The following is a 24,607-nucleotide window of genomic DNA, read 5'->3' on the forward strand; positions in this document are numbered from 1 at the left end:
TCTCACACCGCCCGCGTGACCTGCCCGCACAAGCCGATCTCCGCCAGCACTGCCTGGGCCTGGCTCAAATGCACATCGGCCACGCAAACCTGCAGCACGCCGAAAGCAGGGAGCTCGCCGGCGCCGCCCAGCAGCGATTCGCCGAAGACGAACGCCGTGATGCCGGCATCTTCCAGCGCGTGCTTGGCCAGATGCGCATCGATGATGTGACTGGCGCGGTAGGCGATCTGCATCTTCAGCCACGCTCCGCACGTTCGCGCTCAGCGCCGTTGCGCCAGTCGCGTAACGCCGGCAATGCATCCAGCGCTGCCACATAATCGCCGGCGGCTTCAAACAGCGGCACGCCGTAGCTGGAAAAACGTAGCGCTACCGGCGCGAACATCGCATCGACGATGCCGAACTCGCCACACAGGAACGGCCCGGCGTGGCCGTGTTCGGCGCGCAGGCTTGCCCATAGTGCCTGGACGCGCGTGATGTCGCGCTCGGCCGCCGCATCCACCTGCGCGGGGCCCGGCGCGCGGGCCAGATTCATCGGCAGCTGGCTGCGCAAGGCGGCAAAGCCCGAATGCATTTCTGCCGAGGCAGCGCGCGCTTGCGCACGCATAGCCAGGTCGGCCGGCCAGCCGCGACCGTCCAGCCAACGCTCATTGATGTACTCGCAGATCGCCAGCGAATCCCACACATGCAGCGCGTCGTGCCACAGCACCGGCACCTGGCGGGTTGGCGAATACCCGGCAATGCGTACCTCGTATTCGGATGTCGCGAGCGGCAGCGCGATTTCCTCGAACGGCACCTGAAAATGCCGCAACAGCAGCCACGGCCGCAACGACCAGGAGGACAGGGTCTTGTCGCCGATCACCAGGCGGGGCAGTGGCATGGGCTGTGCGCTCCAAGAGGGTCGGCGCAGCGTACGCGTCGCGCCCCATGGCCGCCAGCCATGGCTTGCCGCACGGCACGCCCTGCCCTGCAGCCCGCATCGAGGCAGAGCTTGACGCAAACGACCCCAGGCAGGACGCGCGAGAAGCCACGCGCAGCGCCTGCCACGGCATGGCCGCGGCGGCGCGTGCTCCTTGGCTGCATGTGCCAAGGCAGGCGGCAACAGCGCCAACCATGGCACGCACGGCCTGCAGGAGGCTACCCGGCACGCCGGCCACGCCCGAACCGCGGACCAAACCCCACCACGCAGCGCTCGCGCCTACCCCTAACCGGTGCCACCGCCTAAACTTGCGGTTTACCTATTGCTGATGCGCGCATGTCCGAGACCCTAGCCACCGACGCCACCGCCCCGGCGGAGAAGAAAGACTTCATCCGCCAGATCGTCCGCGAGGATCTGGCCAGCGGCAAGCACACGGTTATCCGCACCCGCTTCCCGCCCGAGCCCAACGGCTACCTGCACATCGGCCATGCCAAGGCGATTTGCCTGGATTTCGGGTTGGCCGCCGAGTTCGGCGGGCTGTGCAACCTGCGCCTGGACGACACCAACCCGGCCAAGGAAGACCCAGAATTCGTCACCGCCATTCAGGACGACGTGCGCTGGCTGGGCTATGACTGGGCGCAGCTGCGCCACGCCTCGGATTATTTCGAGGTGTATTACTTGGCCGCGCAGAAGCTGATTCGCGATGGCCACGCCTTCGTGTGCGACCTTTCCGCAGAACAGGTGCGCGAATACCGCGGCACGCTGACCGAGCCCGGCCGCAATTCGCCATTCCGCGAGCGCAGCGTCGAGGAAAACCTCGACCTGTTCGGCCGCATGCGTGCCGGCGAATTTCCCGATGGTGCGCGCACGCTGCGCGCCAAGATCGACATGGCCAGCGGCAACATCAACCTGCGCGACCCGGCGCTGTACCGCATCAAGCATGTCGAGCATCAGAACACCGGCAATGCGTGGCCGATCTACCCGATGTACGACTTCGCGCATTCGCTGGGCGATGCGGTGGAAGGCATCACCCATTCGCTGTGCACGCTGGAATTCGAAGACCACCGCCCGCTCTACGACTGGTGCGTGGACAAGGTGGACCTGGCCGGGCATCCGGAGCTGCTGCAGCCGCTGCTGGACAAGGGCCTGCCGCGCGAGGCCGCCAAGCCGCGTCAGATCGAGTTCTCGCGCCTGAACATCAACTACACGGTGATGAGCAAGCGCAAGCTCACCGCGCTGGTGGAAGAACAGCTGGTGGATGGCTGGGACGACCCGCGCATGTACACGCTGCAGGGCCTGCGCCGGCGCGGTTATACGCCGGCGGCGATGCGCCTGTTCGTGGATCGGGTGGGCATCAGCAAGCAGAACTCGCTGATCGATTTCTCGGTGCTGGAAGGGTGCTTGCGCGAAGATCTGGACGCAGCAGCGGCGCGGCGCATGGCGGTGATCGACCCGCTCAAGCTGGTGCTGACCAATCTGCCGGAGGGCCATACCGAGACACTGCAGTTTTCCAATCATCCCAAGGATGAGAGCTTCGGCACGCGTGAGGTGCCGTTCGCGCGCGCGCTGTGGATCGAGCGCGAGGACTTTGCCGAGGTTCCACCCAAGGGCTGGAAGCGGTTGGTGCCGGGCGGCGAAATCCGTCTGCGCGGCGCGGGCATTGCGCGCGTGGATGAGGTGATCAAGAACGAAACGGGTGAGATCGTCGAATTGCGTGGCTGGCTGGATCCGGAATCGCGGCCAGGCATGGAGGGCGCCAACCGCAAGGTCAAGGGCACCATCCATTGGGTCAGCGCTGCGCATGCGGTGGAAGCGGAAATCCGCCTCTACGACCGCCTGTTTTCGGTGGAAAAGCCCGACGACGAATCCGAAGGCAAGACCTACCGCGACTATCTCAATCCCGAGTCCAAGCGCAACGTGCGCGGCTATGTGGAGCCTAGCGCAGCGTTGGCAGCGCCCGAGCAGGCATTCCAGTTCGAACGCACCGGCTACTTCGTGGCCGACCGCCGCGACCATAGCGCGGCCACACCGGTGTTCAATCGCAGCGTGACCCTGCGCGACACCTGGGCCAAGTAATCGCGGCAACCACGTCGGCGACGCTTGCGATAAGGCAGGCGTCGCCGATTGTTTGATGGGCACATGAAATCGTTCGCCCAGCTTGTTTATCGTGAGAGCAATGACAGATCACACCGGGCACGCGGCTTGCGGGAGCACGCTGCTGGCTGCTTCATTGTGAGAGGGCCGTGGGCGTACGCGTGCGTGGCGAGCTTGATCAACGCAGCGCTGCACTGCACGCTGCAGTGCATTGCATAAAGGAGAAGCACGATGCGTGAGCGCCTGGCGATGGGCGTGGCCTGCGGCATCGGTGCGGGCGCGTTGTGGGGGCTGGTGTTTCTGGCACCGCAGTTGTTGTCGGCGTTCACCCCGCTGCAATTGGCAGTGGCGCGCTACCTGTCGTATGGCGCGGTGGCCGCGCTGGTACTGGCCCCACGCGCGCGACAGACTGCTGCCCGCCTGGGCCGCGCCGAATGGTGGGCGCTGGTGCGCCTGAGCCTGATGGGCAATCTGGTGTATTACGTGCTGCTTGGCAGCGCCGTGCAGTGGGCGGGCAGCGCGGCAACTGCGCTGATCATCGGGCTGCTGCCGGTGGTGGTCACCATCATCGGCACGCGCGCCGCCGGCGCGGTGCAATTGCGACGTCTGGCGGCGCCCTGCGTGCTCTGCGTCATCGGTGTGACATTGGTCGCACTGGACACCGTACAAAACGACTCGGGCGCCCTGGCAAGCGACCGCCTCACCCGCATCGCCGGCCTGTTGTGCGCAGTAGGTGCGCTGGTGTCGTGGTCGGCCTATTCGATCGCCAATGCGCGCTGGTTGCGCCGGCGCCCGGATCTGTCCGGCGGCGACTGGTCGCTGCTCACCGGCGTGGTCACCGGCGCACTGGCGTTGTTGCTGGCGCCGGCGGCCCTGATCGGCAGCGCAGCGCATGCTCCGCTCGAATGGGCCAGTTTCTGGGGTGTGTCGCTGTTGCTGGGCATCCTGGCCTCGGTGATCGGCAATGCACTGTGGAATCGCGCCAGCCGCGTGCTGCCGCTGACCCTGGTCGGGCAAATGATCGTGTTCGAAACAGTGTTTGCGTTGCTGTACGGCTTTGCCTGGGAACTGCGCCTGCCCACCCCGTTGGAGCTGGCCGCGATCGCCTGCCTGCTGATCGGGGTGCTGTGGTGCGCGGCATTGCATGCGCCAGTGCGTGATGCAGGCCGCTGACGCGCATGCGCGAGCACGATGCAGCTATGTCCCGCAGGAACACGCCAGGCGCCTGCCTCTGCCATTCACTACCGGCGTTGAGCAGCTAGGTTCAAGACGGTGGCGGACTTGATCGCGCATCGCTGATGGCCAGGCGCCGAGCGCCGATCGCGCGCCATGCGCGCACTGCGCCGTCGCCGGCGTAAGAGTGCTTGCCTGTACACCGCTTTCTGCTTGTCGGCACAGATCCCGCCAGCCGCTCTCACCCTGCGCGCGGCCTGGGCTTACCATGGTCCCTCATATGGTCTGATCGGAGCAGCCGCATGTCCCGTCTTGTGTCCTGGTGCCTGAGCAGCCTGTTGCTGCTGTCCTGTCTTGCCGCGATCGGCTGTGTGGCAACGCCACCGACCGATGCGGCCACGCCGCCGCCGGCCAGCATCCCGGCGCCTGCCACACCGGTCGCCGTCACCACCACCTGCCGCACCGATGCCGATTGCACGGTGAAGAATGTCGGCAACTGTTGTGGTGCGTTTCCGGCCTGCGTCAACGTCAACAGCGCCACCGACCCCAAGGGCGTGCTCGCGCAGTGCCAGACCAGCGGCATGATGAGCGTGTGCGGCTTCCGCGAGATCAGCGCCTGCCAGTGCGTGGCCGGGCAATGTGCCGCAAAGGACGCGCAGGCCGATACACTGCGCCCCGCCATTCCCCCTATAGAAACGGTCCACTGATGCTTAACGCGCACGTCCACCTCACCCTGCCCGACTGGATCCACGCGCATGTCGACGACAGCCGCGCCTATCCCAGCGATGAAGACAAGGTGGCGCTGGCGATCGAGCTGTCGCGGATGAATGTGCGCGAGCGCAGCGGCGGTCCGTTCGGCGCGGTCGTGTTCGGCCCGGACCACCGCATCATCGCTGCAGCAGTGAACCGCGTGGTGCCACAAACCACCTCGCTGGCGCATGCCGAAAACATGGCTTACATGCTCGCGCAGCAACGCCTGCAGACACCGCGTTTGAACGATGTGCTGTCGCCGGTGACGCTGGCCACCTCCGCGCAGCCGTGCTGCCAATGCTATGGCGCCACGGTGTGGGCCGGCATCGACCGCCTGCTGATCGGCGCGCGCGCCGACGACGTGATGGCGCTGACGCAATTCGACGAAGGCCCGTTGCCGGCCGACTGGGTAGGCGAACTGAGCCGCCGCGGCATTGAGGTGGTGCGCGACGTGCTGCGCGACCAGGCCTGCGCGGTGCTGCGCAACTACGGTGAGGGCGGCGGTGATCATTATTGATGTCGTGTGCGCTGCTGGCGCACTGCCGGTGCCGCGATGAGCGGCCTGCTGTGTTACTGCCGCCAGGGCTTTGAACCTGAGCTGGCCGCAGAACTGAGCGCGCGCGCCGCATTCGTCGGCATTGCCGGTTATGCGCGGACCCAGCGCAACGACGGCTATGTGCTGTTCGTCTGCGACGAGGCCGCACAACTTGCTGCCAAGCTGCAATGGCGCGAGTTGATCTTCGCGCGGCAGAAGCTGGTGGTGATTGCCGAGCTGAAAGGCATCGACCCCAAGGACCGCATCACGCCGATCCTGGCCGCGCTGGACGGCCAACAGCGCTTCGGCGATCTATGGGTAGAACATCCGGATTCGGACGCGGGCAAGCCGCTGGCGGGCCTGGCGCGCAGCTTCGGCAATGCGCTGCGCCCGGCCCTGCGCAAGGCCGGCCTGCTCACCGACAAGCCGCAACCGCGTCAACCGCGGTTGCACATCTGTTTTCTCGACGGCGACCACGCCTTGCTTGCGGTGGCCGACAGCGCCGACAGCGCGCCGTGGCCCTTGGGCATTCCACGCCTGAAATTGCTGCCGGAAGCGCCGTCGCGCTCTGCACTCAAACTCGACGAAGCCTTGCTGACGCTACTCAGTCCCGAAGAACGCGAAGCACTGGTCAAGCCCGGCATGCGTGCGGCCGATCTGGGCGCTGCACCCGGCGGCTGGACCTGGGTGCTGACGCGGCAGCATGTGCACGTCACCAGCGTCGACAATGGCCCGCTGCGCGAGCATGTGCTGGAAACCGGACTGGTGGAGCATCTGCGTGCCGACGGCTTCCACTGGAAGCCCGCGCAATCGCTGGACTGGATGGTCTGCGACATGGTCGAGCAACCACGCCGCGTGGCCGAACGCATGGCCACTTGGGTGCGCGAAGGCTGGTGCCGCAATACGATCTTCAACCTCAAGCTGCCGATGAAAAAACGCTGGGACGAGACCCGTCTATGCTTGGATCTGTTCGAGCAACAGGCAGAGAAGTCATTGATCGTGCGCGCCAAGCAGCTGTATCACGATCGCGAAGAGATCACGGTGCTGGCGATGCGGGACTGATGAGTGGCAGTTGGGAGTTGGGATTCGTAAAAGCGGGTGACCGGCGGGTGCGTTGCTGCGTTTGCTGATGGGATCAGGAGTGCCTCGATCGACAGCCGCTGCAATCTGCCGTGCATTGTTCAGATGCCCCTGACGCGCCTTTCCATGGCATTGCACCCGCGCACTTGGCAGTCGTGGTCCACCAGCATCGCCCGGCAACGCTCAACAAGTCATACAACGAGCCTGCACGACAGCTTTGCGCATTGATCGAAGCAAGCCTGCTTGCTCAGCTCACCAAGTCCCCGCCCTGCTTGTCAACAGAGCGGGCCACCCTCACAGCACAATGCGCTTGCTACCCTCGCGCGCCGAGCGATAGATCGCATCGACGATGCGGATATCACGCAGGCCTTCTTCGCCCGGCGCACGCAGCGGTGTGCCGTTCATGATCGCCAGCGCGTCTTCGTCCATCTGCAAAGCCTGCTGATGCTGCACCTTGGCGTCGAACACGCGTCCATCGCTGGCCTTTCCGGTCACGCCCTGGTAGCTCTGGAACGGCGACAACGCATACCAGCCGCGCTCGCATTCGGCGCGTAGCACATTCATATTCTTGCCGAAGCTGGTCTTGCACTCGGCACGCACCGCATTGGGAAATTCCAGGGTGAAGTCCATGTGCTCGTCGACTTCATCAAACAGATCGGGACGGTCGGTCCAGCTCTTGGCCGTCACTGCCAGCGGCTCGGCACCGACGGTGTAGCGCGCCGCATTGAGCGGATACACGCCCATGTCATACATCGCGCCACCACCGAACTGCGAACGCAACCGCCAAGGGCGGTCCGCCTTGGTCGCATCGTGGTAGCCGTTATACCCGGCCTCGGCACGCACGCGCTGCATTGCACCGAACGGCTTCTCGCTGGCCATCGCAATCACGCGCCGCGTATTGGGCTCGTGCTGCATACGGTAGCCGATGGTCAGCGCCACCTTACTGCGCTTGCAGGCCGCAATCATCGCCTCGCATTCGCCGGCATGCATCGCCATCGGCTTTTCGCACCATACGTGCTTGCCTGCCGCAGCAGCACGCAACGTCAGCGGCGCATGCAGATGCGTAGGGGTGACGATGTACACCACATCGATCTCGTCGTTGTCGGCGATACGATCGAAATTTTCATAGTTGTAGACATTGCGATCGGCAATGCCGTATTTGGCCTGCCACTGCGGAATCTTCGCCGGCGTGCCGGTGACGATGCCGGCGAGCTTGCAATGCTTGGTCAATGCCAGGCCCGGCGCGAGCTGCTCGCTGGCATAACTGCCCAACCCGACCAACGCCACATTCAGCGGTTTTCCAGGCTTTTTCTTCGGCACCGCCCAGGTCGGTGCAGCAAGCAGAATGCCTGCACCGCCGAAGGCAGCAAGCAAGCGGCGACGTGTGATCGATTCCACGGACATGCAAACCTCCTTCGCGAGTGATAACGGCCAACATAACTCCCGCGCAGTCTTCGGACGGCTCGCTACCCTTTGTTAGCCGATCTAGGGCGGACTGCTCGCGCACCTTACTTGATCGCAGGTGATCACCGCCACGGTCGCGCTGCAGGTTCTGGCACACTGCTGGCGATCACATCCGGAGCATTGCGCATGATCGTTGTTGCCCGTCTTCGTTTTTTGCCGCTGGCACTGCTGTTGTCCAGTTCGTTCGTTATTGCCGCCGACAAACCATTCGTTGCGCGTGATCTGATCGGCGATGGCGCATTCACCCACAATGCCGAAGGGCCCGCCACTGGTCCGGATGGCGCGCTGTACGCAGTGAATCTGGGCAAGGACGGCACCATCGCACGCATTACGCTCCAAGCAGACGGCAGCGCCAAGGCAGAGGTGTTCGTGACCCTGCCCGACGGCAGCACCGGCAATGGCATCCGCTTTCGCGACGGCAGCATGTATGTCGCCGATTACACCGGCCACAAAATTCTGCAGGTGAACATGCAAACGCGCGCAGTGAGTACGTTTGCGGCATTGCCCGAGGCCGATGGCCCCAACGATCTGGCCCTTGCACCCGATGGCAGCTTCTACGCGAGCGATCCGGACTGGAAGGAGAACAGTGGACGTTTGTGGCACATCAGCCGCGAGGGCGTGACGCGGTTGCTGGAATCGGGCATGACCACGCCCAACGGGCTGGACGTCAGCCCCGACGGCAAGCATCTCTACGTCAACGAAAGCATGTCGCGTAAGGTGTGGGTCTACGACCGTACCAGCGACGGCAGCCTACGCCACAAACGCCTGCTGATCAGCTTTCCCGATTTCGGCATGGACGGCATGCGCTGCGATGCCGACGGCAATTTATACATCGCCCGCTACGATGCCGGGCAGATCGCAGTGGTGTCGCCGCAGGGCAAACTGCTGCGCACGGTTGCGCTGAAGGGTCGCAAGGTCAGCAACGTGGCATTCGGCGGTACCGATGGCCGGCAGGTGTTTGTCACAGTGCAGGACCGCGGCGCAGTTGAAACGTTCAGGTCCGATCGTCGCGGGCGCGAAACCGGTCGCTGAAACTGGCGTGTGCGTCGCATTGGTTCTCAGGTCGCGCAACAGCGTCCTGGCATCCTGCAGGTCACCTGTAGAGGACTCCCCCATGCAACCGATCGAATTGAAGGACGCGGCCGCCTTTGGCAACGAATTCCTGCGCCTGACCCTGTTGCAGGGGTTTCAGTCGCTGACCAAGCGTGATCTGGAATTGTTGATCTTCGTGCTGCTTGAACGCGACGGCGCCATCTCGCGCAACAGCGCCAACGCCATGGTCGCGTTGCAGTTGCGGGTGACCTCGGCCAAGGTCAAGGCACTGCGGCGCGATGGCTATGCGCGCTGGCGCTCGCTGGTACCCGAAGAAGGCGACGCGGCGATGCAGCGCATCGTCGCCAACGTGCTCACCGAAGACAATCTGCGCTCGGGCGCAAAGCACGTCAGCGAACGCAGCCGCAAGGAAGGCTTCTTGGCGGTGCGCATCGAACATCCCGACGACGCGCAACAGTTCGAACAAGCCATTCTCGATGTCGGCGCGCTGCCGGTGTACGAACGCAACCGCGAAGTGGTCGCGGTGCGCTTCGACACGCTGCTGAAAATCGCCGAGCGCTGGGGCTATCTGCAACCGGATCCGCAAGCCACCGTGCGCGAACTGCAAAAGCTCACGCCCACGGCAGAAGAGGTCTCGGATCTACTGAAGAAGGACATCGCGCAGTTGCGCTGGGACGACGTCCGCCGCGCGCTCAACAGCCTGGGTGCCAAGGCGGTGGCAAGCACGGCGGAGGGCGGCCTGAAGGGCCTGCTGAAGATCGTGTTTCCATTCATCCCAGGCTGATTCGCGTCATACGGCGCGCACGGCATGATGCAATGCACAGTGCGCGCCCCACGCCAACAGCGCCGGGCCGAGACGAACCTTGTTTGCCCAACACCCGCTCGAACACTGCCTCACCCATCCCCAACCACCACGCCATCGTCGCGCCGCAAGATGGCGGCCAAGCTCTATGCTTGCAGGCTGTTCTACATCAGGGGGATCTGATGACCACTCGCCGCACTGCCACACGCATCTCCACGCTCGCTCTCTCGCTGTTGCTTTGTACCGCCGCGCACGCACAACAGGCGCCCACCCCGGCCAGCAGCTCGCCGCTGATCGATGTCCCCAGCCCCATCCGTACCCAGCCGTTGTCCAACGGCGAGGTCACCCACCAAACCGAGCTGGTGCGCCCACGCGGGGAATCCAGCGTGATCGTGCGCTCGATCCAGCCGAGCACCGTAGTCGGCAGCTACCGCATCGATTTTCAGGCCATGGACACCGATGGCGACGGCCGCATCAGCCGCGCCGAGGCGCAGGCCAACCCGGCCCTGGCCGATGAATTCGACGCACTCGACACCCATCACAGCGGCTATCTGACCCGCGAACAGCTTGCAGGCTGGCTAATTCAATAATTGTCTTTCCCGCAAGCGCGGCTGTACTACGCAGCCGCGCACAGCGCTTCGCGCAGCGCCATGGCCCCCTCTTGCAGCGCCCGCTTCGGTCGGCTAGATTGTATTTAACGGATACAATTTGGACGGACCGATGACCGCTCGCCTTTCACTTGCCGCCGACCTTGGCTACCAGCTGCAATTGGCCGCCCTCGCCTCCAGCCACGCCGCGCGCCAGGAACTGGCCGAGCTGCAACTCACCCCGGCGCGCGTCACCGCATTGATCCATATTCGCGATCAACCCGGCTGCGACCAGACCGAACTGGGTAACCGCCTGCTGGTCAATCGCGCGGCCGGCATGAAAATCGCCAATGCGCTGGCCGAGCAAGGCCTGATCGAACGCCTGGCCGGCCGCGATCGGCGCAGCAAGGGTTTGTATCTGACGGACCTGGGCGAGCGCACCCTGCTGGTTGCACAAGGCTGCCTGGCGCGCGCGGGCGAGCGCACCTGCACCGGCCTGCAGGCCAGCGAGCAGCAGACCTTGTTGCGCCTGCTCTGCAAATTGAACGCCAGCGCTGCACTGGAACGCGCCGCCGCACCAGACGCCGCGCTGGCCGAAGCACTCTAAGCCCATCAACACACCAGCACTCTCACGACTGGAAGGAGACGCCGCTTGAACGAGCATGACGTGGTATCGGTTCGCATCGAAAACCGCATTGCCTGGGTGAAGTTCGCACGCCCCGACAAGCGCAATGCGATGAGCCCGGCGCTCAACCGCCGCATGATGGACGTGCTGGACGAGCTGGAATTCGACGACAACGTCGGTGTGCTGGTGCTCGGTGGCGAAGGCACTGCCTGGTCGGCCGGCATGGACCTGAAAGAATATTTTCGCGAAACCGAAGCGCAGGGTCTGCGCGGCGTGCGGCGCTCGCAGCGCGAATCGTATGGTTGGTTCCGCCGGCTGCGCTGGTATCAGAAGCCCACCATCGCCATGGTCAACGGCTGGTGCTTCGGTGGCGGCTTCGGCCCACTGTTCGCCTGCGATCTGGCGATTGCCGCCGACGAGGCACAGTTCGGCCTGTCGGAAATCAACTGGGGCATCCTGCCCGGCGGCGGCGTGACCAAGGTGGCGGTGGAACTGCTGTCGATGCGCGATGCGATGTGGATGACGCTGACCGGTGAAATGGTAGACGGCAAGAAGGCCGCCGAATGGCGCCTGGTCAACGAAAGTGTGCCGCTGGAACGCCTCGAATCGCGCACCCGCGAAGTGGCCGAACTGCTGCTGCGCAAGAACCCGGTCGCGCTCAAGTATGCCAAGGATGCGGTGCGCCGCGTCGGCACCATGACCTACGACGAAGCCGAAGATTATCTGGTGCGCATGCAGGAAGCGGCCAACTCGTTCGACAACAACGCCCGCAAGGAAGGCATCCGTCAGTTCATCGACGAGAAGAGCTACAAGCCCGGCCTGGGCGAATACGACCTCAAGAAAAACAGCGCCTAATCACGTCCTACGGCGCCCGAAGCGATGCGTGCGACCCACGCATCGCTGGCGCTGCCAGTGGTTTTCTGCACCGAGGAGGGAGTATGGAAGCCTTATCCGCAACGCTGCGCGGGATCGCCGCGCGTGGGCCGCTGGGTCTGTTCATCGACGGCCAGTGGCGCGCAAGCAGCGGCGATCGCCCTGTCGATGTGATCGCCCCGCATACCGAAGAACACCTGCTGCGCTACACCGAACCATCGCATGCAGATACCGAGGCCGCCGTGGCCGCGGCACGTGCCGCCTTCGACACCGGACCCTGGCCGCAACTGTCGCCGCCCGAGCGCGGGGTGATCCTCAAGCGCGTTGCCGAACAGTTGCGCGCGCGCATGCCGGAACTTGCCGAAGCATGGACGGGCCAAGTTGGCGCCACCATCGGCTTCAGCACGCGTGCGTCGCAGCAGGCGCCAGATTTATTCGACTACTACGCCGATCTGATTGCCACGCATGCCTTCGTCGACCCACGCGTTCGCCCGAACGGTGGACGCGTGCATGTGGTGCAGGAGCCGGTTGGCGTGGTCGCCGCAATCACGCCCTGGAACGCGCCACTGGTATTGCTGTGCTACAAGGTCGCCGCCGCGCTGGCAGCCGGCTGCACGGTGGTAGCCAAGCCATCGCCGGAAACGCCGATCGACGCCTACATCCTGGCCGAATGCATTAGCGCTGCCGGCATGCCCGACGGTGTGTTCAATCTGCTCCCCGCCGGCCGCGAGGTGGGCGAGCAATTGATCCGCCACCCGCATGTCGACAAGGTCAGCTTTACTGGCTCTACGCAGGCGGGGCGCTTGATCGGCATCGCCTGCGCCGAGCGCCTGGCGCGGGTTGGCCTGGAGCTGGGCGGCAAATCGGCGGCGATCGTGCTGGAGGATGCCGACATCGCCAAGGTGCTGCCCACCTTGGTGCCCTACTCGATGCCGATCGCCGGGCAGGTGTGCTTTTCGTTGACGCGCGTCCTGGTGCCGACGCAGCGCCGCGAGGAGATTCTGCAGGCGTATTGCGCGGCATTGAGCGCAGTGAAACTAGGCGACCCATTTGCCGCCGACACCGGCATGGGCCCGTTGGCGCTGGGCCGCCAGCTCGAACGCGTGCAGTCCTACATCGCAAAAGGCAGTGCCGAGGGCGCGCGCCTGGTCATGGGCGGTGGCCGTCCGGCGCACTTGCCGCGCGGCTTCTTTGTCGAACCGACGGTGTTCTCCGAAGTCACACCGGACATGACCATTGCGCGCGAGGAAATCTTCGGCCCGGTGGTGAGCTTCATTGACTACCACGACGAAGCCGATCTCATCGCCAAAGCCAATGCCAGCGACTACGGTTTGCACGGCACCATCTACAGCGAAGATGCCGAACGCGCCTATCGCATCGCGCGCCGCGTGCGCAGTGGCAGCCATGCGATCAACGGCATGTGGGTAGACATCAGCATGCCATTCGGCGGCTTCAAACACTCGGGCATCGGCCGCGAAGGCGGTATCGAAGGTCTGCATGCCTTCCTCGAAACCAAGACCGTGTATCTGAGCTAGCACGCGTCCGGACAAGCGCGCGTGTTGGTGTGCAGTTTCTCCGAGTGATTGCTCACCGCCTGGGTGCTGTTTGCCTGCGTGTCGGCTGCCTGCAGCCGAAATTCTCTCACCCGCCCTTCCGTTGCGTTTAAACCTTCCACACGCAGCAGTCGCACTCACCCCAGTCACTTCCTCATTTTCCAGAAGACAGCGCCATGGCCATGCCGACCGACTCGATCGCTTTCCACGCCCGTCTCTCGCCGCAACAGCTGGCCGCACGGGATCTGTTGCTGGGCATCGAATGGACCTATGCCGAACTCGACGCGTTGGTCGGCCGCCTGGCTGCCATGCTGCGCAGGCGCGGCTGCGTCGATGGGGAGCGGCTGGCGGTGCTGGCGCGCAATTCGGTGTGGCAAGTGGCCTTGCATTTCGCCTGCGGGCGGGTTGGCGCGATTTATGTCCCGCTCAATTGGCGGTTGAGCGCAACCGAGCTGGATGCATTGCTGCAACGCGCGGAGCCGCGCGTGTTGCTGGGCGACGATATCGCCGCTGGTCGCACGGACGTGGAAGCCTTGGCGGGGTTCATCGCAAGTGCCAATGCCTTGGAGCCAGCCGACACGCCATCGATTCCGCCGGAACGCATCAGCCTGATCCTGTTTACTTCCGGCACCTCCGGTCAGCCCAAGGGCGTGATGCTGAGCGAGCAGAATTTGCGGCACGCGGCGCACAACTTTGGCGTCACCACGCGGGTGGACGCGAGCAGCAGCTTTCTGTGCGAAGCGCCGATGTTTCACATCATCGGCCTGGTCACCAATGTGCGCCCGGTGCTGGCAGTGGGTGGCTCGATCCAGGTATCTAATGGCTTTGAGCCCAAACGCACGTTGGGCTGGTTCGCCGATCGATCGTTGGGCATCACCCACTACGTCGGCGTGCCGCAGATGATGCAGGCATTTCGCAATCAGCCCGGCTTCGATGCTGCGGTGCTGCGCCATCTCACCGCATTGGTCAGCGGTGGCGCGCCGCACGCCAGCGACGATCTGCTCGGCTGGCTGGACGATGGCATCCCGATGGTCTGCGGCTTCGGCATGAGCGAGGCCGGCACGGTGTTCGGCATGTCGGTGAATTGCGATGTGATCCGCAACAAGCTGGGCGCGGCTGGCATCGCAGCGCCATCGGTGCAGACACGCGTGGTCGATGCCAACGGCGACGACTGCCCGGCGGGCGTTCCCGGTGAGTTGCTCTTGCGCGGCCCCAACCTCAGCCCAGGTTACTGGCGTGACCCGCAGGCCAGCGCCGATGTGCTCGATAGTGAAGGATGGTTCCGTACCGGCGATATCGTGCAGCGTGATGCCGACGGCTTCTTCTGGATAGTCGACCGCAAGAAGGACATGTTCATTTCCGGCGGCGAGAACGTGTATCCGGCAGAGATCGAAGCGTTGCTTGCCGATCACCCGAGCATTCGCGAGTGCGCGGTGGTCGGCATGGCCGATCAGCAATGGGGCGAAGTGGGCTATCTGGCGATCGTGCCGGCCGATGAGATACCGGATCTGGAAGAGATCCGCAGCTACCTGATCGCACGGCTGGCCAAGTACAAGGTGCCCAAGCACCTACGCTTGGTGGAGACATTGCCGCGCACGGCCACCGGCAAGTTGCAGAAGGGGCGCTTGAGGGATGCCCTGGCCAGTGAGAACTGATGTGCCATCGCATCGGCGCGAGTACGCAGGCCAAACAGTACAACGGGCAGCCTGAGCCGCCCGTTGCTGGGGCATTACGCACTGTCTGCTGCATCAAACCGCTATGCGTTCGACATCCGTCGAGCGTTTATGCACGTCAGCACGAGCAGCGCTCGGTGCCCAAGCCTCGTGCGATCACGCAGATTCGTTCAGCAACACGTCGTCTTCGCCGATACGATCATCCACCCACACCGCACCCTGTTCGGCCATGAGCGCGAGCTGGTTCTCCAGCTCGCGCATCAGCAAGCGCACGCCGGGCTTGTGGATTGCGCCGCCATCGCGATAGATCACCCCACCTGCGCGGGCCTGCGAGGGCTGCTGCAGCTGGAAGGCACGCAACTCGCCGCGTGCGATATCGCCAGCCACCATCATGCTTGGCATCACCGCAATGCTGTCGGTACCGAGCAGAATTTCACGCGTGAAACTGGCCGAGCTGGAACGCAACTGATCGCGCGTTGCCAGGCCGTGTTCGCGCATCACCTGTGCCACGTCGCGTTCGACATGTTGGCTCAGGGTCGGCAGCACCTGGCGGTAGGCTACCGCTTCGGCGATGCGCACCGGGCCGTTGGCGAACAGCGGGTGGTCGCTGCGCGCCACCAGCGCAATCGGGTCCTGGTACAACACCTTGCGAATCAGCGCGTCGTAGCGGGCCAGCGGATACAATCGCCCGACCACCAGATCGATCTCGTTACCGGCCAGCTTGGGCAACAGCTCATCGGTGCGACCGTGCAACAGGCGTACCCGCAGCGTGGGTTCGGTGCGATACAACGCGGCCAGTACCGCCGGCAGCAAACCGCTGGCCGCCACCGGCAAGGCGCCGACCGTGATGGTGAGCGCATCGTCCTGCAGCAGTCCCTCGAAGGTGTCCTGCGCACGCCGTAGCTGGCCCAGCACCACATGCGCAGTCTGCACCAGCACCTCGCCCATCGCGTTGGGGCGCACGCCGCGCGAGTGCCGCTCGAACAGTGGCGCGCCGACGATCTCTTCGATCTCCTGCAGGGCACGCGTGAGCGCAGGCTGGGTGACATTCAGGACGCGTGAGGCGCGCAACAGGCTTTTCTGCCGGTCCAGCGCTTCTATCACACGCAGGTGCCGCACCTTGATGCGATGTTCAAAGAACACGGAGGACATGGTCATGGGGTGGGCCTTACGTTGGGAAGTCGGGTAACGCGGCGGTACGGCGCATCGCCGATACGCGCCGCTCAGCGCGCATGGGGCACACGCCGCGTCTGCATGAAGTCCTCGAACGATTCGCCGCGCATGATGGCGTAGACCTGCAGATTGGTCATGCGCACCACGCGCGCGAATTTTTCGATGACGAAGAAGTTGGCGCCATACTGCACCAGGCCAAGCCAATCGCGCGCGCGGATCAACGCCTTCTCCTGTTCGGTGAGTTCGGCTTCCTGCATCAATACTTCTGCATCCTGCAAAAAGCGATCGCGCCACGGGGCGCGGATCATGTGCCAGAAGAACCGGTTGAGGCGTAGCGCGCGATTGCTGGTGCGCAGATCGAACAGGTAAGTACCTTCGATCTGCTCCATGCCCTGTGTTTGCGGATTCATCAGCACCTCCTCATGCCGCGTCGGCAGTGCGCGCGAGCAACTCGGCCGAACGCGGCGCGTCGGCAGCTTCTTCGCCCGGCTCGTACAGCACCACGGTCATCGCAGTGGTGGTCATCAGGTAGTAGTTTTGATGCAGCTTACGGATCGGACCGTCGAGCGCGCCGCGCATCGCCAGCCACATGATCTGCTCCACGCTCTCGGCACCGCCCAGGCGCACGTAATCGGTGTGGGTGAGATCGGTGAGGGTCTCTGGTGCATGCTGGAACCGGTCCAGAAATTCCATGTCCCAATCGGTATTGTTGAAGCCGGTGCGCTCGCCATGGATCTGGTGCGATAGCCCACCGGTGCCCACGACCACCACCCTGAGATCCTCAGGATACGACTCGATCGCGCGGCGCACCGCCTGGCCCAGGCGATAGCAACGGCGCGCGGTCGGCAACGGGTACTGCAGCACGTTGATGGCGATCGGCACCACCGTGCCCGGCCAGTCCGGCACATGCGGCCACAGCAGCGGCAGCGGCGCCGCGCAGCCATGGTCGATGGGCTTGTCCTGGAACACGGTCAGGTCGAACTCGTCGTTGACCAGGCATTCGGCGATATGTGCCTGCAACTGCACATCGCCACGAATCGGCGGCAAGTTGCGCAGCCCCGCCCCTTCGTCGGCAACCGGGAAACGTTCGCCCACGCCCAGCGCGAAGGTGGGATACAGATCGAAGAAGAACGTCGTGCAATGGTCGTTGTAGAAGAACACCAGCACGTCGGCCTGTTGTTCGGCCAGCCACGCCGCTACCGGCGTGTAGCCGTCAAACAGCGGCTTCCACACCGGATCCTGCTGCTTGCCCTTGTCGTAGGCCACCCCGATGGTGGGAACATGCGAGGTCCCGATACCGCCGATGATGCTTGCCATGCTGCGCTCCTGCGACGCGGGCCGGCCGCTGATCAGGGCGGGCGCGCATCAGTAAGTGAGTCGGGACCTGCACCGCAATGGATCCCAGAAAAGGAAGACCAACGACTACGGATCGCCAAATCGGTATCCTTGGGATCCAAAGTGCCATCAAGCGATCTCATCCGCAAGTTTTTTTATACCAGTAATTGCAAGTTTTCCCTGTCGAAGGAACGTGCGCTGCGGTATGGCGCGAGAGAATGGAGCCAATGGCGAACAATCACCGATTGCAAGCGATACAGCAGCTACGCGAATTGATCCTGTGCGGCACCCTCGCCCCTGGCCAGCGCGTCACCGAGGCGGCACTGGCCGAGCGCCTGGGCATTTCGCGCACGCCGATCCGTCAGGCCCTGCCGGCGTTATGCCAGGAAGGTCTGCTGGTGCAGGCCGGCAGCCGTGGTTACGCGGTGCGGCGTTTCAGCCAGCAGGAAAGCCTGGATGCACTGACGGTGCGCGCATTGATGGAAGGCATGGCCGCGCGCACGGTCGCCGAAGAAGGCGCATCCGAGGAGTTACTCACCATGCTGCATGCCTGTTTGGGCGAAGGCGACCGCATCCTGGCCAGTCGCCCCCTCTGCGCCGACGATGAGCAGGCCTATGGCGCAATGAATGCCCGTTTCCATCACGCCATCGTGGAGGCTGCCAACAAGCCGATCCTCACCGAAACCGTGGAGCGGTGCACGCTGGTGCCGTTCGTCAGCCCGATCAACGTGGTGTTCGGCCAACGCTCTGCCACGCTCACCTACGACGACCTGTATTACGGACACAGGCAACACCGCGCGATCGTCTCGGCCATCGAACAACGTGATGCCGCACGCGCCGAATTGCTGTTCCGCGAGCACGCCAACACCCAACGGCACAGCATGGGAATCTGAGACGCAGGTGTTGCGGCGGTTGGTCCCGTTGTACTGGCAGCGGCACCTTCCTGATCGATGATGTCGCGTGCACAGCGCAACCCGATCCGCTCGAGACCTCGCATCAGTTCCATCCCACATTGCCGGAGCCGGTGCGCCGGCAATGTGGGACGCGTGACCGGCGCGCGTTACAGCGAATGCACAAACATCAGGTTGTAGGTATTGCCCGCCACCGAGTTCTCAACATCGATGGGAAGATAGACATTGAAGTTGAGCAGGTTCTTTTCATCGAAACGCCAGGACATCCCGGGGCCCGCATAGAACTGCCTGCGCTTGCTGTCCGGCACGCGCTCTCCATTGGTGCGGTTGTCCTTTAGCTGCTGCAGATAAAACCCATTGACGCCTACGCGCAGCTGTTCGGTGACCTTGACCGAACTGGCGAAGTTGACCCAGAGCGCATCGCCAGCCTGGCCGTTGCGAAACTGGAACCCGGGAATCGGCGGCACGCCGCCGGCGCGGCTGGTGCGAAAGTTGTAGAGGTAATTCACCCGCCCGCTGATTTCCCAGTTGTCGGTGGGTTGCACGGTAAAGGCCCAGTGCGGAACGACCGACCAGAAACCGGTGCTCTGGTTGATGGCGACATCGCGATCGAACTTGCCCACGGGTGCGAATGCGTCGACGGCAAATCGCTGGATGAAGAACGGCCGCCCATCGCGCATCACCGGTGGCATCTGCAGCGCCAGCCCGAACGAGATGTCGCCTATGCCTAAGCCATTGCTGCTCAAGCGCACCGGGCTATCGGCAGCGAAAGAGGTGTCGTAATTGACCAGCGGCACGATGGTGTCGAAGCTCAACACACCGCCTTTCCACGTGTATGGGGTGACGTAGATCAGTTGGGTCAATGCCACGCTGACGCCAACCTTGGGATCACGGAACGCTGGCGAATTGTCGCCGTTCGCATTCTTGATCGCATCGAAATCGGAGTGCCGCAGATATTCGATGGCTGTCCATCCGGGTTTCATGGAACTGAAACCATCGAAGAAGCTGGTACCGCCGAGGTTGATGCCCTGGGGTACCGCCGCAGTTTCCGGCACGGCCTGCGCCCATGCCGCTGGCGATGCCCCGGCAAGCAAGGCAGCGATGATCAATGCAGGTTGACGACGCGACAGCGCACGCGGCAACACGGAACCACAACGAATAGACGAACGGACGCGTTCCACTAGGCGAATCTCCGATGCAGATGGATGGATGACTGCAATGCGCCGCGAGGGGGAGAATGCGGTATTGCAAGACGGCGGCATGCGGCATGCGCCATCAGGACTGCGGTGCAGCAAATGTTGTTTTCTGCAGCGATGCGCTGACTTAGCCGGTGCCAACGCGCAGGAGCAGCGAACCGAGCCGCTGCTGGAACAGCCAGCGCCCCTGGTCGAGCACCAGTACATCATCGAAACTGCCCAGCAATGCCGGCGATTGCGCCGTCCACGGCGGCGGCGTGGAAGTATCGTCTGCGGTGTAAAGCAGTACGTGGCTATGCGCGTGCGCCGACGTGTGCGACTGGACACTGACCACCGTATTGAGCATCAGGTGGCACGTGGTGCGCGGCGGACGCTCGCGAAACGACTGCAAGATGGCCTGGCGCCCCCGCACCGGCGCATCCGGCGCACTGGGGCGCGCGAACACGCCATCGTCGGTAAACAACGCGGCGAGTCCAGCATGATCGTGGCGATCGTTGTACAGCGCGAACCGGCGGATCGCTTGCTCGCAGGCAATGATGATCGAGACATCTTCGTGCATGCAGCGCTCCTTAAGGTCTTACCAACGCGATCTGGATTGCCATCCGGTGATGCGCGTCAGCACCAACCTGGTGACAGCGCACTGTCGGCCGGCATGCCATCACGCGTCCTGCAACCAGTCGCGCAGTGCGTCGTTGACGGCGGCAGGCGCTTCGACAGGCGCCATGTGCCCGCAGTCCTCGAAAATTGCCAGCTGCGCCTGCGGAATCTGCCGCGCCATGTCCTGATGCCGCGCCAAGGGGCTCCACGCGTCCTGTCGCCCGACCCCCAATAACGTGGGGCAGGCAATCTGCGCCAGGACCGGCGCCGCATCGGGACGCTCCAGCAAGGCATTGGTCTGGCCGGCGAAGCTCTGCGCGCTCTGCCGTTGCACCATGGCCATCAAACCGTGCATTAACTCGGTATCAGTGGTGTGATCGGGATGCAGCATCGGCGGTAACCAGCGCTGTGCCAGCGCTTGCATGCCCTGGGCGTGCGCCAGTCGTACCAGCGCCAGTCGCTCTTCGCGTTCGCCGTCGCGACGCGGCGCGATGCCTGTGTCGAGCAATGCCAACCGCAGCACACGTGTGGGCGCCTGCCGCATGATTTCCAGCGCGACCCGTCCGCCCATCGAATGCCCAGCCAGCGCAAATTGCGGCGGCGCGACGGCCAGGACATGCGCTGCCATGTGCGTGATGCTGTCGAACCCGGCGAAATCCACCACCTGCACATCGGCCAGATCGCGCAGCGCGGCACGCTGCGGTTGCCAGATGGCGGCGTCGCACAGCAAGCCGCACAACAGCAGCACTACCGGCTTGGACGAAGGGTGAGCGGACGAGATCATGACGCGACTGTAGCCACGCCTGCCTCGTCCGTCGTATGGAACCTGCTGCCTTCGCTATATCTTTAAAGGCATACCAAGACTTCGCTGCCAGCCGCCGATGCGGGTCACGGCGTCTGTCGTGGTGCGATCACGCGCCGCCGGAGGCGCGCTTCCACAGCACATCGACCAGCGGCGGTAACTTGCCGGCCAGGCCAAGCACCGATCCGCGTAACAAGGTCAGGTGCATCTCGTCATTGGAAAACACCCTGTTGATCGCGTCGAAGCCGTACGCGGCAACGGTGTTTTCGCTACGCCGGGTGCGTGCCCAGCGCTGCAGGCGATGTGGCGCGGCCCAATCCGCACGCTTGGCGATCGCCTCGCGCACGGTCTGACGCAACGCGGCCACATCGCGCAGGCCGAGGTTGACGCCCTGCCCGGCCAGCGGATGCACGACATGCGCGGCGTCGCCCAAGGTCAGCACGCGGCCGCTGGCGTATTGCTGCACCAACTGCCGCTGCAGCGGGAAGGCGGTGCGCGCCGACACCACGCGCACGACGCCCAGGCGGGCGGCAAAGGCCTGGGTCAACTCGCGCGAGAACTCCGGATCGTCCAGCGAAAGCACACGCTCGGCGTCGGCATCCGGCAAGGTCCAGACGATCGAACTGCGCCCATCGGCGAACGGCAGAAATGCCAGCGGCCCGGTGGTCAAGAAGCGCTGCCAGGCGGTGGCCTGATGCGGGTGTTCGGTTTCCACGAAGGCAACCACGCCACGCTGTGCGTAGGCGTGCCGCGAGACTGGCAGCCCGGCAAGCTCGCGCAGGGTAGAGGCTGCGCCATCGGCGGCAATCGCCATTGCCGCTTCCAGCCGGCTGCCATCGTCCAGCCGCAGCCGCACGCTAGTGGCGTCCTGCTCCAGTTCGACCACGCGTGCAGGGCAATGCACCTCGATGCCGGCCGCATGCACGGCTGCCCACAAGCGGTCGACCAGCACGTCGTTTTCGATGATCCAGCCCAGTTGCTCGCGCCCCAGCGTGTCGGCATCGAAGCCCAGCTCGCCACCACCAGCGGCGTCCCAGACCCGCATCCGCCGGTACGGTTGCACGCGCGCGGTGCGCACCGCGTTCCACACGCCCAGACTGTCCAGCAACGCGGCGTTATCGGCGGCGAAGGCATAGACGCGCAGATCAGGTTGATCAGCGCGCCAGCGTGCTGGCTCGCGCCCTTCGACCAGGGCGACGCTCAGGCCGGCATCGGTCAACGCCAGCGCGCAGGCGGCGCCGACAACGCCACCGCCGACGATCACGGCATCACGCGTGCTGCGTCGGCTCATGCGACGCCCCGGCAGAGCTGCGGCACATCGCCACGGAAGCCCATGGCACCACCGACCAGCATCGACTGCAGCGGCGCTGCCTGTGAGGTCACGAACAAACCGAGGCTGCGCAACGGCCGCAGCAAGGGTGCCGGGTTGCCGGTGAGCCGGGCCAGACCGCTGGAAAAACCGATGGTGTGCTCGCGGTCCACACGACGCCGCGCCACATAGTCGGCCAGCAACGCGCCAGCACCGACATCGCTGCGATCGTGTTCGATCAATTCGGCAAGCGTCAGCGCATCGCGCAACCCCAGATTGAAGCCCTGCGCACCGATCGGATGCAGCGTCTGCGCGGCATTGCCCAGCAGCAGCACGCGCTCGGCGATGAGACTGTTGGCCAGCACCTGCACCAGCGGGTAGGCGCTGCGCTCGCCGCTGGCGATAAACCGCCCGGCGCGCCAGCCAGCGGCACGCTGCAGGCGGGCCAGCCAGCCAGCCTCATCGAGCGCAGCCACTGCCTCCGCCTCGGAGCGCGCCACGCAATGGATCGCGCCGTAATGGCGGTCGCCGCGTGGCAACAGGGCGGTTGGACCATGTTCGCCAAAACGCTCCCAGGCCGTGCCGTCGGGTGGTCGCGACGCACGTACGCGTGCCACGAACAAGGTCTGCAGGAAATCGTGGGCGTCGGTGCCGATATGCAGCAGCTCGCGCACCGCGCTATGGCTGCCATCCGCGCCAACCACCAGTTTGGCGTGGACACGCTGCTCACCAGTCTCGGTGGTCAGACGCACCGCGCGCAGGCCGCCCTGCACCGGCTCTATGCCGATGCATCGCGCAGGGCGATAGCGGCGCAGATGGGTTAACTCGTCCAGGCGCGCCTGCAACGCATCGCCGAAGTCGCGCGCCACCACCACCTGGCCGAAGGCGTCGCGGCCGTAATCGGCCGCGTCCAGTTGCACGCGACCGAAGTCACCGGCACGACTGACATGGATGCGCCGGATCGGCCCGGGCGGGCTGCGCAGCTTGGCCATCACTCCAAGCGCGCCCAGCGCGTTCACGGTGGCCGCCGCAAAACTGAGGTTGCGTTGGTCAAACACCGCCGGCGGGGAGCCGGCCGGGGTGGCCTCCACCAACCCGACATCCAGGCCAAGGCGGTCCAGCGCAATCGCCAGGCTGGAGCCGACCAGGCCGCCGCCAACGATCAGAACGTCATGGGGAAGTGTCATGTCCACATGATAAGCCTTCGTCCCCTGCGCGTTGCCGCCGCAAGGCGGGACATCTTGCCGCGCCCGCTGTCGCCTGCGCCTTGTGTGACTCAGATGCACCGCAGCTGTCTACGCGCTCCCGACCAAGCCACAGCGGCTACAAACACGTCGCACGCAGTCGCCAGGTGGGTGTGGACAGCGCCCAGGGACCGCAGCGTACACGTGGTAGATGCCGATCCCGAGCACCGGCTGCGCCGCCTTGGGACTGGGCAGTCCTTTTGGTCGCTGCGCTTAACCCAAGCCGCGGGCGACGCCGCTCCGCGCTACACTCGCTGGCCTGTAATCCGACTCCTTTCCGCATGACTCCTCGCTCGCACGACACCCTGATTCTGAGTCTGCTGGCCGTGTTGATGGCAGCCACGCGGATCAATCACTTCGCACCGGTCCCTGATGCCTCCTGGGCGGTGTTCTTCATTGGTGGCTTTCATCTGGCTGCGCGCACCAAGCTGGCGTTTCCGCTGCTGATGCTGCTGGCCGTGGCGGTGGATTGGCTGGTGATCACCCGGCAGGGCATGAGCTTCTGGCAGCACTACTGCGTGTCGCCGGCGTATTGGTGCCTGATCCCGGCGTACTTCGCGCTGTGGGCAGGCGGCGTGTGGCTGCGCCGGCACTATCACGGCGCGCAGTGGAGCGCGCTGGCCCGGCTGGTGCCCGCGCTGCTGATCGCCGTGGCGCTGTGCCAGCTGATCGCCCAGGGCAGCTTCTACTGGATCAGCGCCAGCGTGGCCGAACCGACCGTGGCTGGCTGGTTCAAGAATTACACCGACTGGCTGGGTCCCTACCTGCGCAGCGCCGCGCTCTACGTGGCGGCCGCCGCGGCAATCCAGGTGGCTGCCGAGCGTGGGGCCGCACCGCGCCGCCAGCCTCACGCCGGCTAAGC

25 protein-coding genes and 1 other RNA gene are annotated in these 24,607 nt (G+C 64.6%); 14 read left to right on the forward strand and 12 right to left on the reverse strand.

Features of this window, described 5'->3' with window-relative positions:
* Window positions 1-2: 2 nt before the first annotated feature.
* Both M0D43_RS06620 and M0D43_RS06625 read right to left on the reverse strand, forming a co-directional pair.
* On the reverse strand, window positions 3-233 hold the full coding sequence (locus M0D43_RS06620; protein ID WP_010367414.1) for a putative signal transducing protein: 231 nt from the start codon (window positions 231-233) through the stop codon (window positions 3-5).
* Window positions 234-235: 2 nt separating this feature from the next.
* Entirely contained in the window at window positions 236-877 is a 642-nt protein-coding gene (locus tag M0D43_RS06625; RefSeq protein WP_252164012.1) for a glutathione S-transferase family protein, read from the reverse strand.
* Between the two features lie 375 nt (window positions 878-1,252).
* On the opposite strand from M0D43_RS06625, the gene M0D43_RS06630 reads away from it, so the two are divergent.
* From M0D43_RS06630 to rlmM, 5 genes are all read left to right on the forward strand, one after another.
* Window positions 1,253-2,992 (forward strand): glutamine--tRNA ligase/YqeY domain fusion protein, encoded by a 1,740-nt coding sequence (locus M0D43_RS06630; RefSeq protein WP_252164013.1) that lies wholly within the window; start codon window positions 1,253-1,255, stop codon window positions 2,990-2,992.
* 249 nt (window positions 2,993-3,241) lie between these two features.
* Window positions 3,242-4,183, forward strand: coding sequence for a DMT family transporter (locus M0D43_RS06635; RefSeq protein ID WP_260808044.1), 942 nt, complete (start codon window positions 3,242-3,244; stop codon window positions 4,181-4,183).
* A gap of 302 nt (window positions 4,184-4,485) precedes the next feature.
* Window positions 4,486-4,890 (forward strand): hypothetical protein, encoded by a 405-nt coding sequence (locus M0D43_RS06640; protein ID WP_252164015.1) that lies wholly within the window; start codon window positions 4,486-4,488, stop codon window positions 4,888-4,890.
* The gene (locus tag M0D43_RS06645) at window positions 4,890-5,450 is read left to right on the forward strand and encodes a nucleoside deaminase (RefSeq protein ID WP_101362565.1); all 561 of its coding nucleotides are present in this window, start codon (window positions 4,890-4,892) and stop codon (window positions 5,448-5,450) included. Before M0D43_RS06640 ends, M0D43_RS06645 begins: the two co-directional genes overlap by 1 nt.
* Window positions 5,451-5,486: 36 nt before the next feature.
* The gene (gene rlmM, locus M0D43_RS06650) at window positions 5,487-6,530 is read left to right on the forward strand and encodes a 23S rRNA (cytidine(2498)-2'-O)-methyltransferase RlmM (protein ID WP_101362566.1); all 1,044 of its coding nucleotides are present in this window, start codon (window positions 5,487-5,489) and stop codon (window positions 6,528-6,530) included.
* A 312-nt stretch (window positions 6,531-6,842) separates the two neighbouring features.
* Here the strand turns inward: rlmM and M0D43_RS06655 are convergent, their stop codons facing one another.
* Window positions 6,843-7,952: a Gfo/Idh/MocA family protein gene (locus tag M0D43_RS06655; protein WP_260808045.1), complete on the reverse strand. Its 1,110-nt coding sequence runs from the start codon at window positions 7,950-7,952 to the stop codon at window positions 6,843-6,845.
* Between the two features lie 186 nt (window positions 7,953-8,138).
* On the opposite strand from M0D43_RS06655, the gene M0D43_RS06660 reads away from it, so the two are divergent.
* The 7 genes from M0D43_RS06660 (at window position 8,139) to M0D43_RS06690 (ending at window position 15,160) form a co-directional block, all read left to right on the forward strand.
* Window positions 8,139-9,044 (forward strand): SMP-30/gluconolactonase/LRE family protein, encoded by a 906-nt coding sequence (locus M0D43_RS06660; protein ID WP_260808046.1) that lies wholly within the window; start codon window positions 8,139-8,141, stop codon window positions 9,042-9,044.
* An 82-nt stretch (window positions 9,045-9,126) separates the two neighbouring features.
* Window positions 9,127-9,849 carry a hypothetical protein gene (locus M0D43_RS06665; RefSeq protein WP_101362569.1) on the forward strand — a complete coding sequence of 241 codons (723 nt, stop codon included), beginning with the start codon at window positions 9,127-9,129 and terminating at the stop codon, window positions 9,847-9,849.
* Window positions 9,850-10,049: 200 nt separating this feature from the next.
* Window positions 10,050-10,457, forward strand: coding sequence for an EF-hand domain-containing protein (locus M0D43_RS06670; RefSeq protein WP_252164018.1), 408 nt, complete (start codon window positions 10,050-10,052; stop codon window positions 10,455-10,457).
* A gap of 130 nt (window positions 10,458-10,587) precedes the next feature.
* Entirely contained in the window at window positions 10,588-11,061 is a 474-nt protein-coding gene (locus tag M0D43_RS06675; protein ID WP_101363060.1) for a MarR family winged helix-turn-helix transcriptional regulator, read from the forward strand.
* 45 nt (window positions 11,062-11,106) lie between these two features.
* Complete coding sequence (locus M0D43_RS06680) at window positions 11,107-11,934, forward strand: p-hydroxycinnamoyl CoA hydratase/lyase (protein ID WP_101362571.1); 828 nt, start codon at window positions 11,107-11,109, stop codon at window positions 11,932-11,934.
* 83 nt (window positions 11,935-12,017) lie between these two features.
* Entirely contained in the window at window positions 12,018-13,487 is a 1,470-nt protein-coding gene (locus M0D43_RS06685) for an aldehyde dehydrogenase (RefSeq protein WP_252164020.1), read from the forward strand.
* 194 nt (window positions 13,488-13,681) lie between these two features.
* Window positions 13,682-15,160, forward strand: coding sequence for an AMP-binding protein (locus tag M0D43_RS06690; RefSeq protein ID WP_252164021.1), 1,479 nt, complete (start codon window positions 13,682-13,684; stop codon window positions 15,158-15,160).
* Between the two features lie 174 nt (window positions 15,161-15,334).
* Here M0D43_RS06690 and M0D43_RS06695 read toward each other — a convergent pair whose 3' ends face one another.
* The 3 genes from M0D43_RS06695 to M0D43_RS06705 all read right to left on the reverse strand — a co-directional run bounded on the left by M0D43_RS06695 (window position 15,335) and on the right by M0D43_RS06705 (window position 17,668).
* Entirely contained in the window at window positions 15,335-16,336 is a 1,002-nt protein-coding gene (locus tag M0D43_RS06695; protein ID WP_101362574.1) for a LysR substrate-binding domain-containing protein, read from the reverse strand.
* Between the two features lie 65 nt (window positions 16,337-16,401).
* Window positions 16,402-16,761, reverse strand: a complete 360-nt coding sequence (locus tag M0D43_RS06700; RefSeq protein ID WP_252164022.1) for a protocatechuate 3,4-dioxygenase — start codon at window positions 16,759-16,761, stop codon at window positions 16,402-16,404.
* A 10-nt stretch (window positions 16,762-16,771) separates the two neighbouring features.
* Window positions 16,772-17,668: a gallate dioxygenase gene (locus tag M0D43_RS06705; protein WP_252164023.1), complete on the reverse strand. Its 897-nt coding sequence runs from the start codon at window positions 17,666-17,668 to the stop codon at window positions 16,772-16,774.
* 236 nt (window positions 17,669-17,904) lie between these two features.
* On the opposite strand from M0D43_RS06705, the gene M0D43_RS06710 reads away from it, so the two are divergent.
* Entirely contained in the window at window positions 17,905-18,579 is a 675-nt protein-coding gene (locus M0D43_RS06710) for a GntR family transcriptional regulator (RefSeq protein WP_252164024.1), read from the forward strand.
* A gap of 167 nt (window positions 18,580-18,746) precedes the next feature.
* On the opposite strand, the gene M0D43_RS06715 is transcribed toward M0D43_RS06710, so the two are convergent.
* From M0D43_RS06715 to M0D43_RS06740, 6 genes are all read right to left on the reverse strand, one after another.
* The gene (locus M0D43_RS06715; protein ID WP_252164025.1) at window positions 18,747-19,778 is read right to left on the reverse strand and encodes a SphA family protein; all 1,032 of its coding nucleotides are present in this window, start codon (window positions 19,776-19,778) and stop codon (window positions 18,747-18,749) included.
* A gap of 142 nt (window positions 19,779-19,920) precedes the next feature.
* Window positions 19,921-20,352 (reverse strand): nuclear transport factor 2 family protein, encoded by a 432-nt coding sequence (locus M0D43_RS06720; RefSeq protein WP_252164026.1) that lies wholly within the window; start codon window positions 20,350-20,352, stop codon window positions 19,921-19,923.
* A 99-nt stretch (window positions 20,353-20,451) separates the two neighbouring features.
* The gene (locus M0D43_RS06725) at window positions 20,452-21,174 is read right to left on the reverse strand and encodes an alpha/beta fold hydrolase (protein ID WP_252164027.1); all 723 of its coding nucleotides are present in this window, start codon (window positions 21,172-21,174) and stop codon (window positions 20,452-20,454) included.
* Between the two features lie 127 nt (window positions 21,175-21,301).
* Entirely contained in the window at window positions 21,302-22,483 is a 1,182-nt protein-coding gene (locus M0D43_RS06730; protein ID WP_252164028.1) for a UbiH/UbiF family hydroxylase, read from the reverse strand.
* Window positions 22,480-23,688, reverse strand: coding sequence for a 2-octaprenyl-6-methoxyphenyl hydroxylase (ubiH, locus tag M0D43_RS06735; RefSeq protein WP_252164029.1), 1,209 nt, complete (start codon window positions 23,686-23,688; stop codon window positions 22,480-22,482). The genes M0D43_RS06730 and ubiH overlap by 4 nt, the downstream gene beginning before the upstream one ends.
* Window positions 23,689-23,822: 134 nt before the next feature.
* A non-coding RNA gene (locus M0D43_RS06740) (sX9 sRNA) lies at window positions 23,823-23,898 on the reverse strand.
* Between the two features lie 128 nt (window positions 23,899-24,026).
* Here M0D43_RS06740 and M0D43_RS06745 point away from each other — a divergent pair.
* The gene (locus M0D43_RS06745; RefSeq protein ID WP_252164030.1) at window positions 24,027-24,605 is read left to right on the forward strand and encodes a hypothetical protein; all 579 of its coding nucleotides are present in this window, start codon (window positions 24,027-24,029) and stop codon (window positions 24,603-24,605) included.
* Window positions 24,606-24,607: the final 2 nt, after the last annotated feature.

The organism is Xanthomonas prunicola (genome assembly GCF_025266575.1).
GTDB lineage: Bacteria > Pseudomonadota > Gammaproteobacteria > Xanthomonadales > Xanthomonadaceae > Xanthomonas > Xanthomonas prunicola.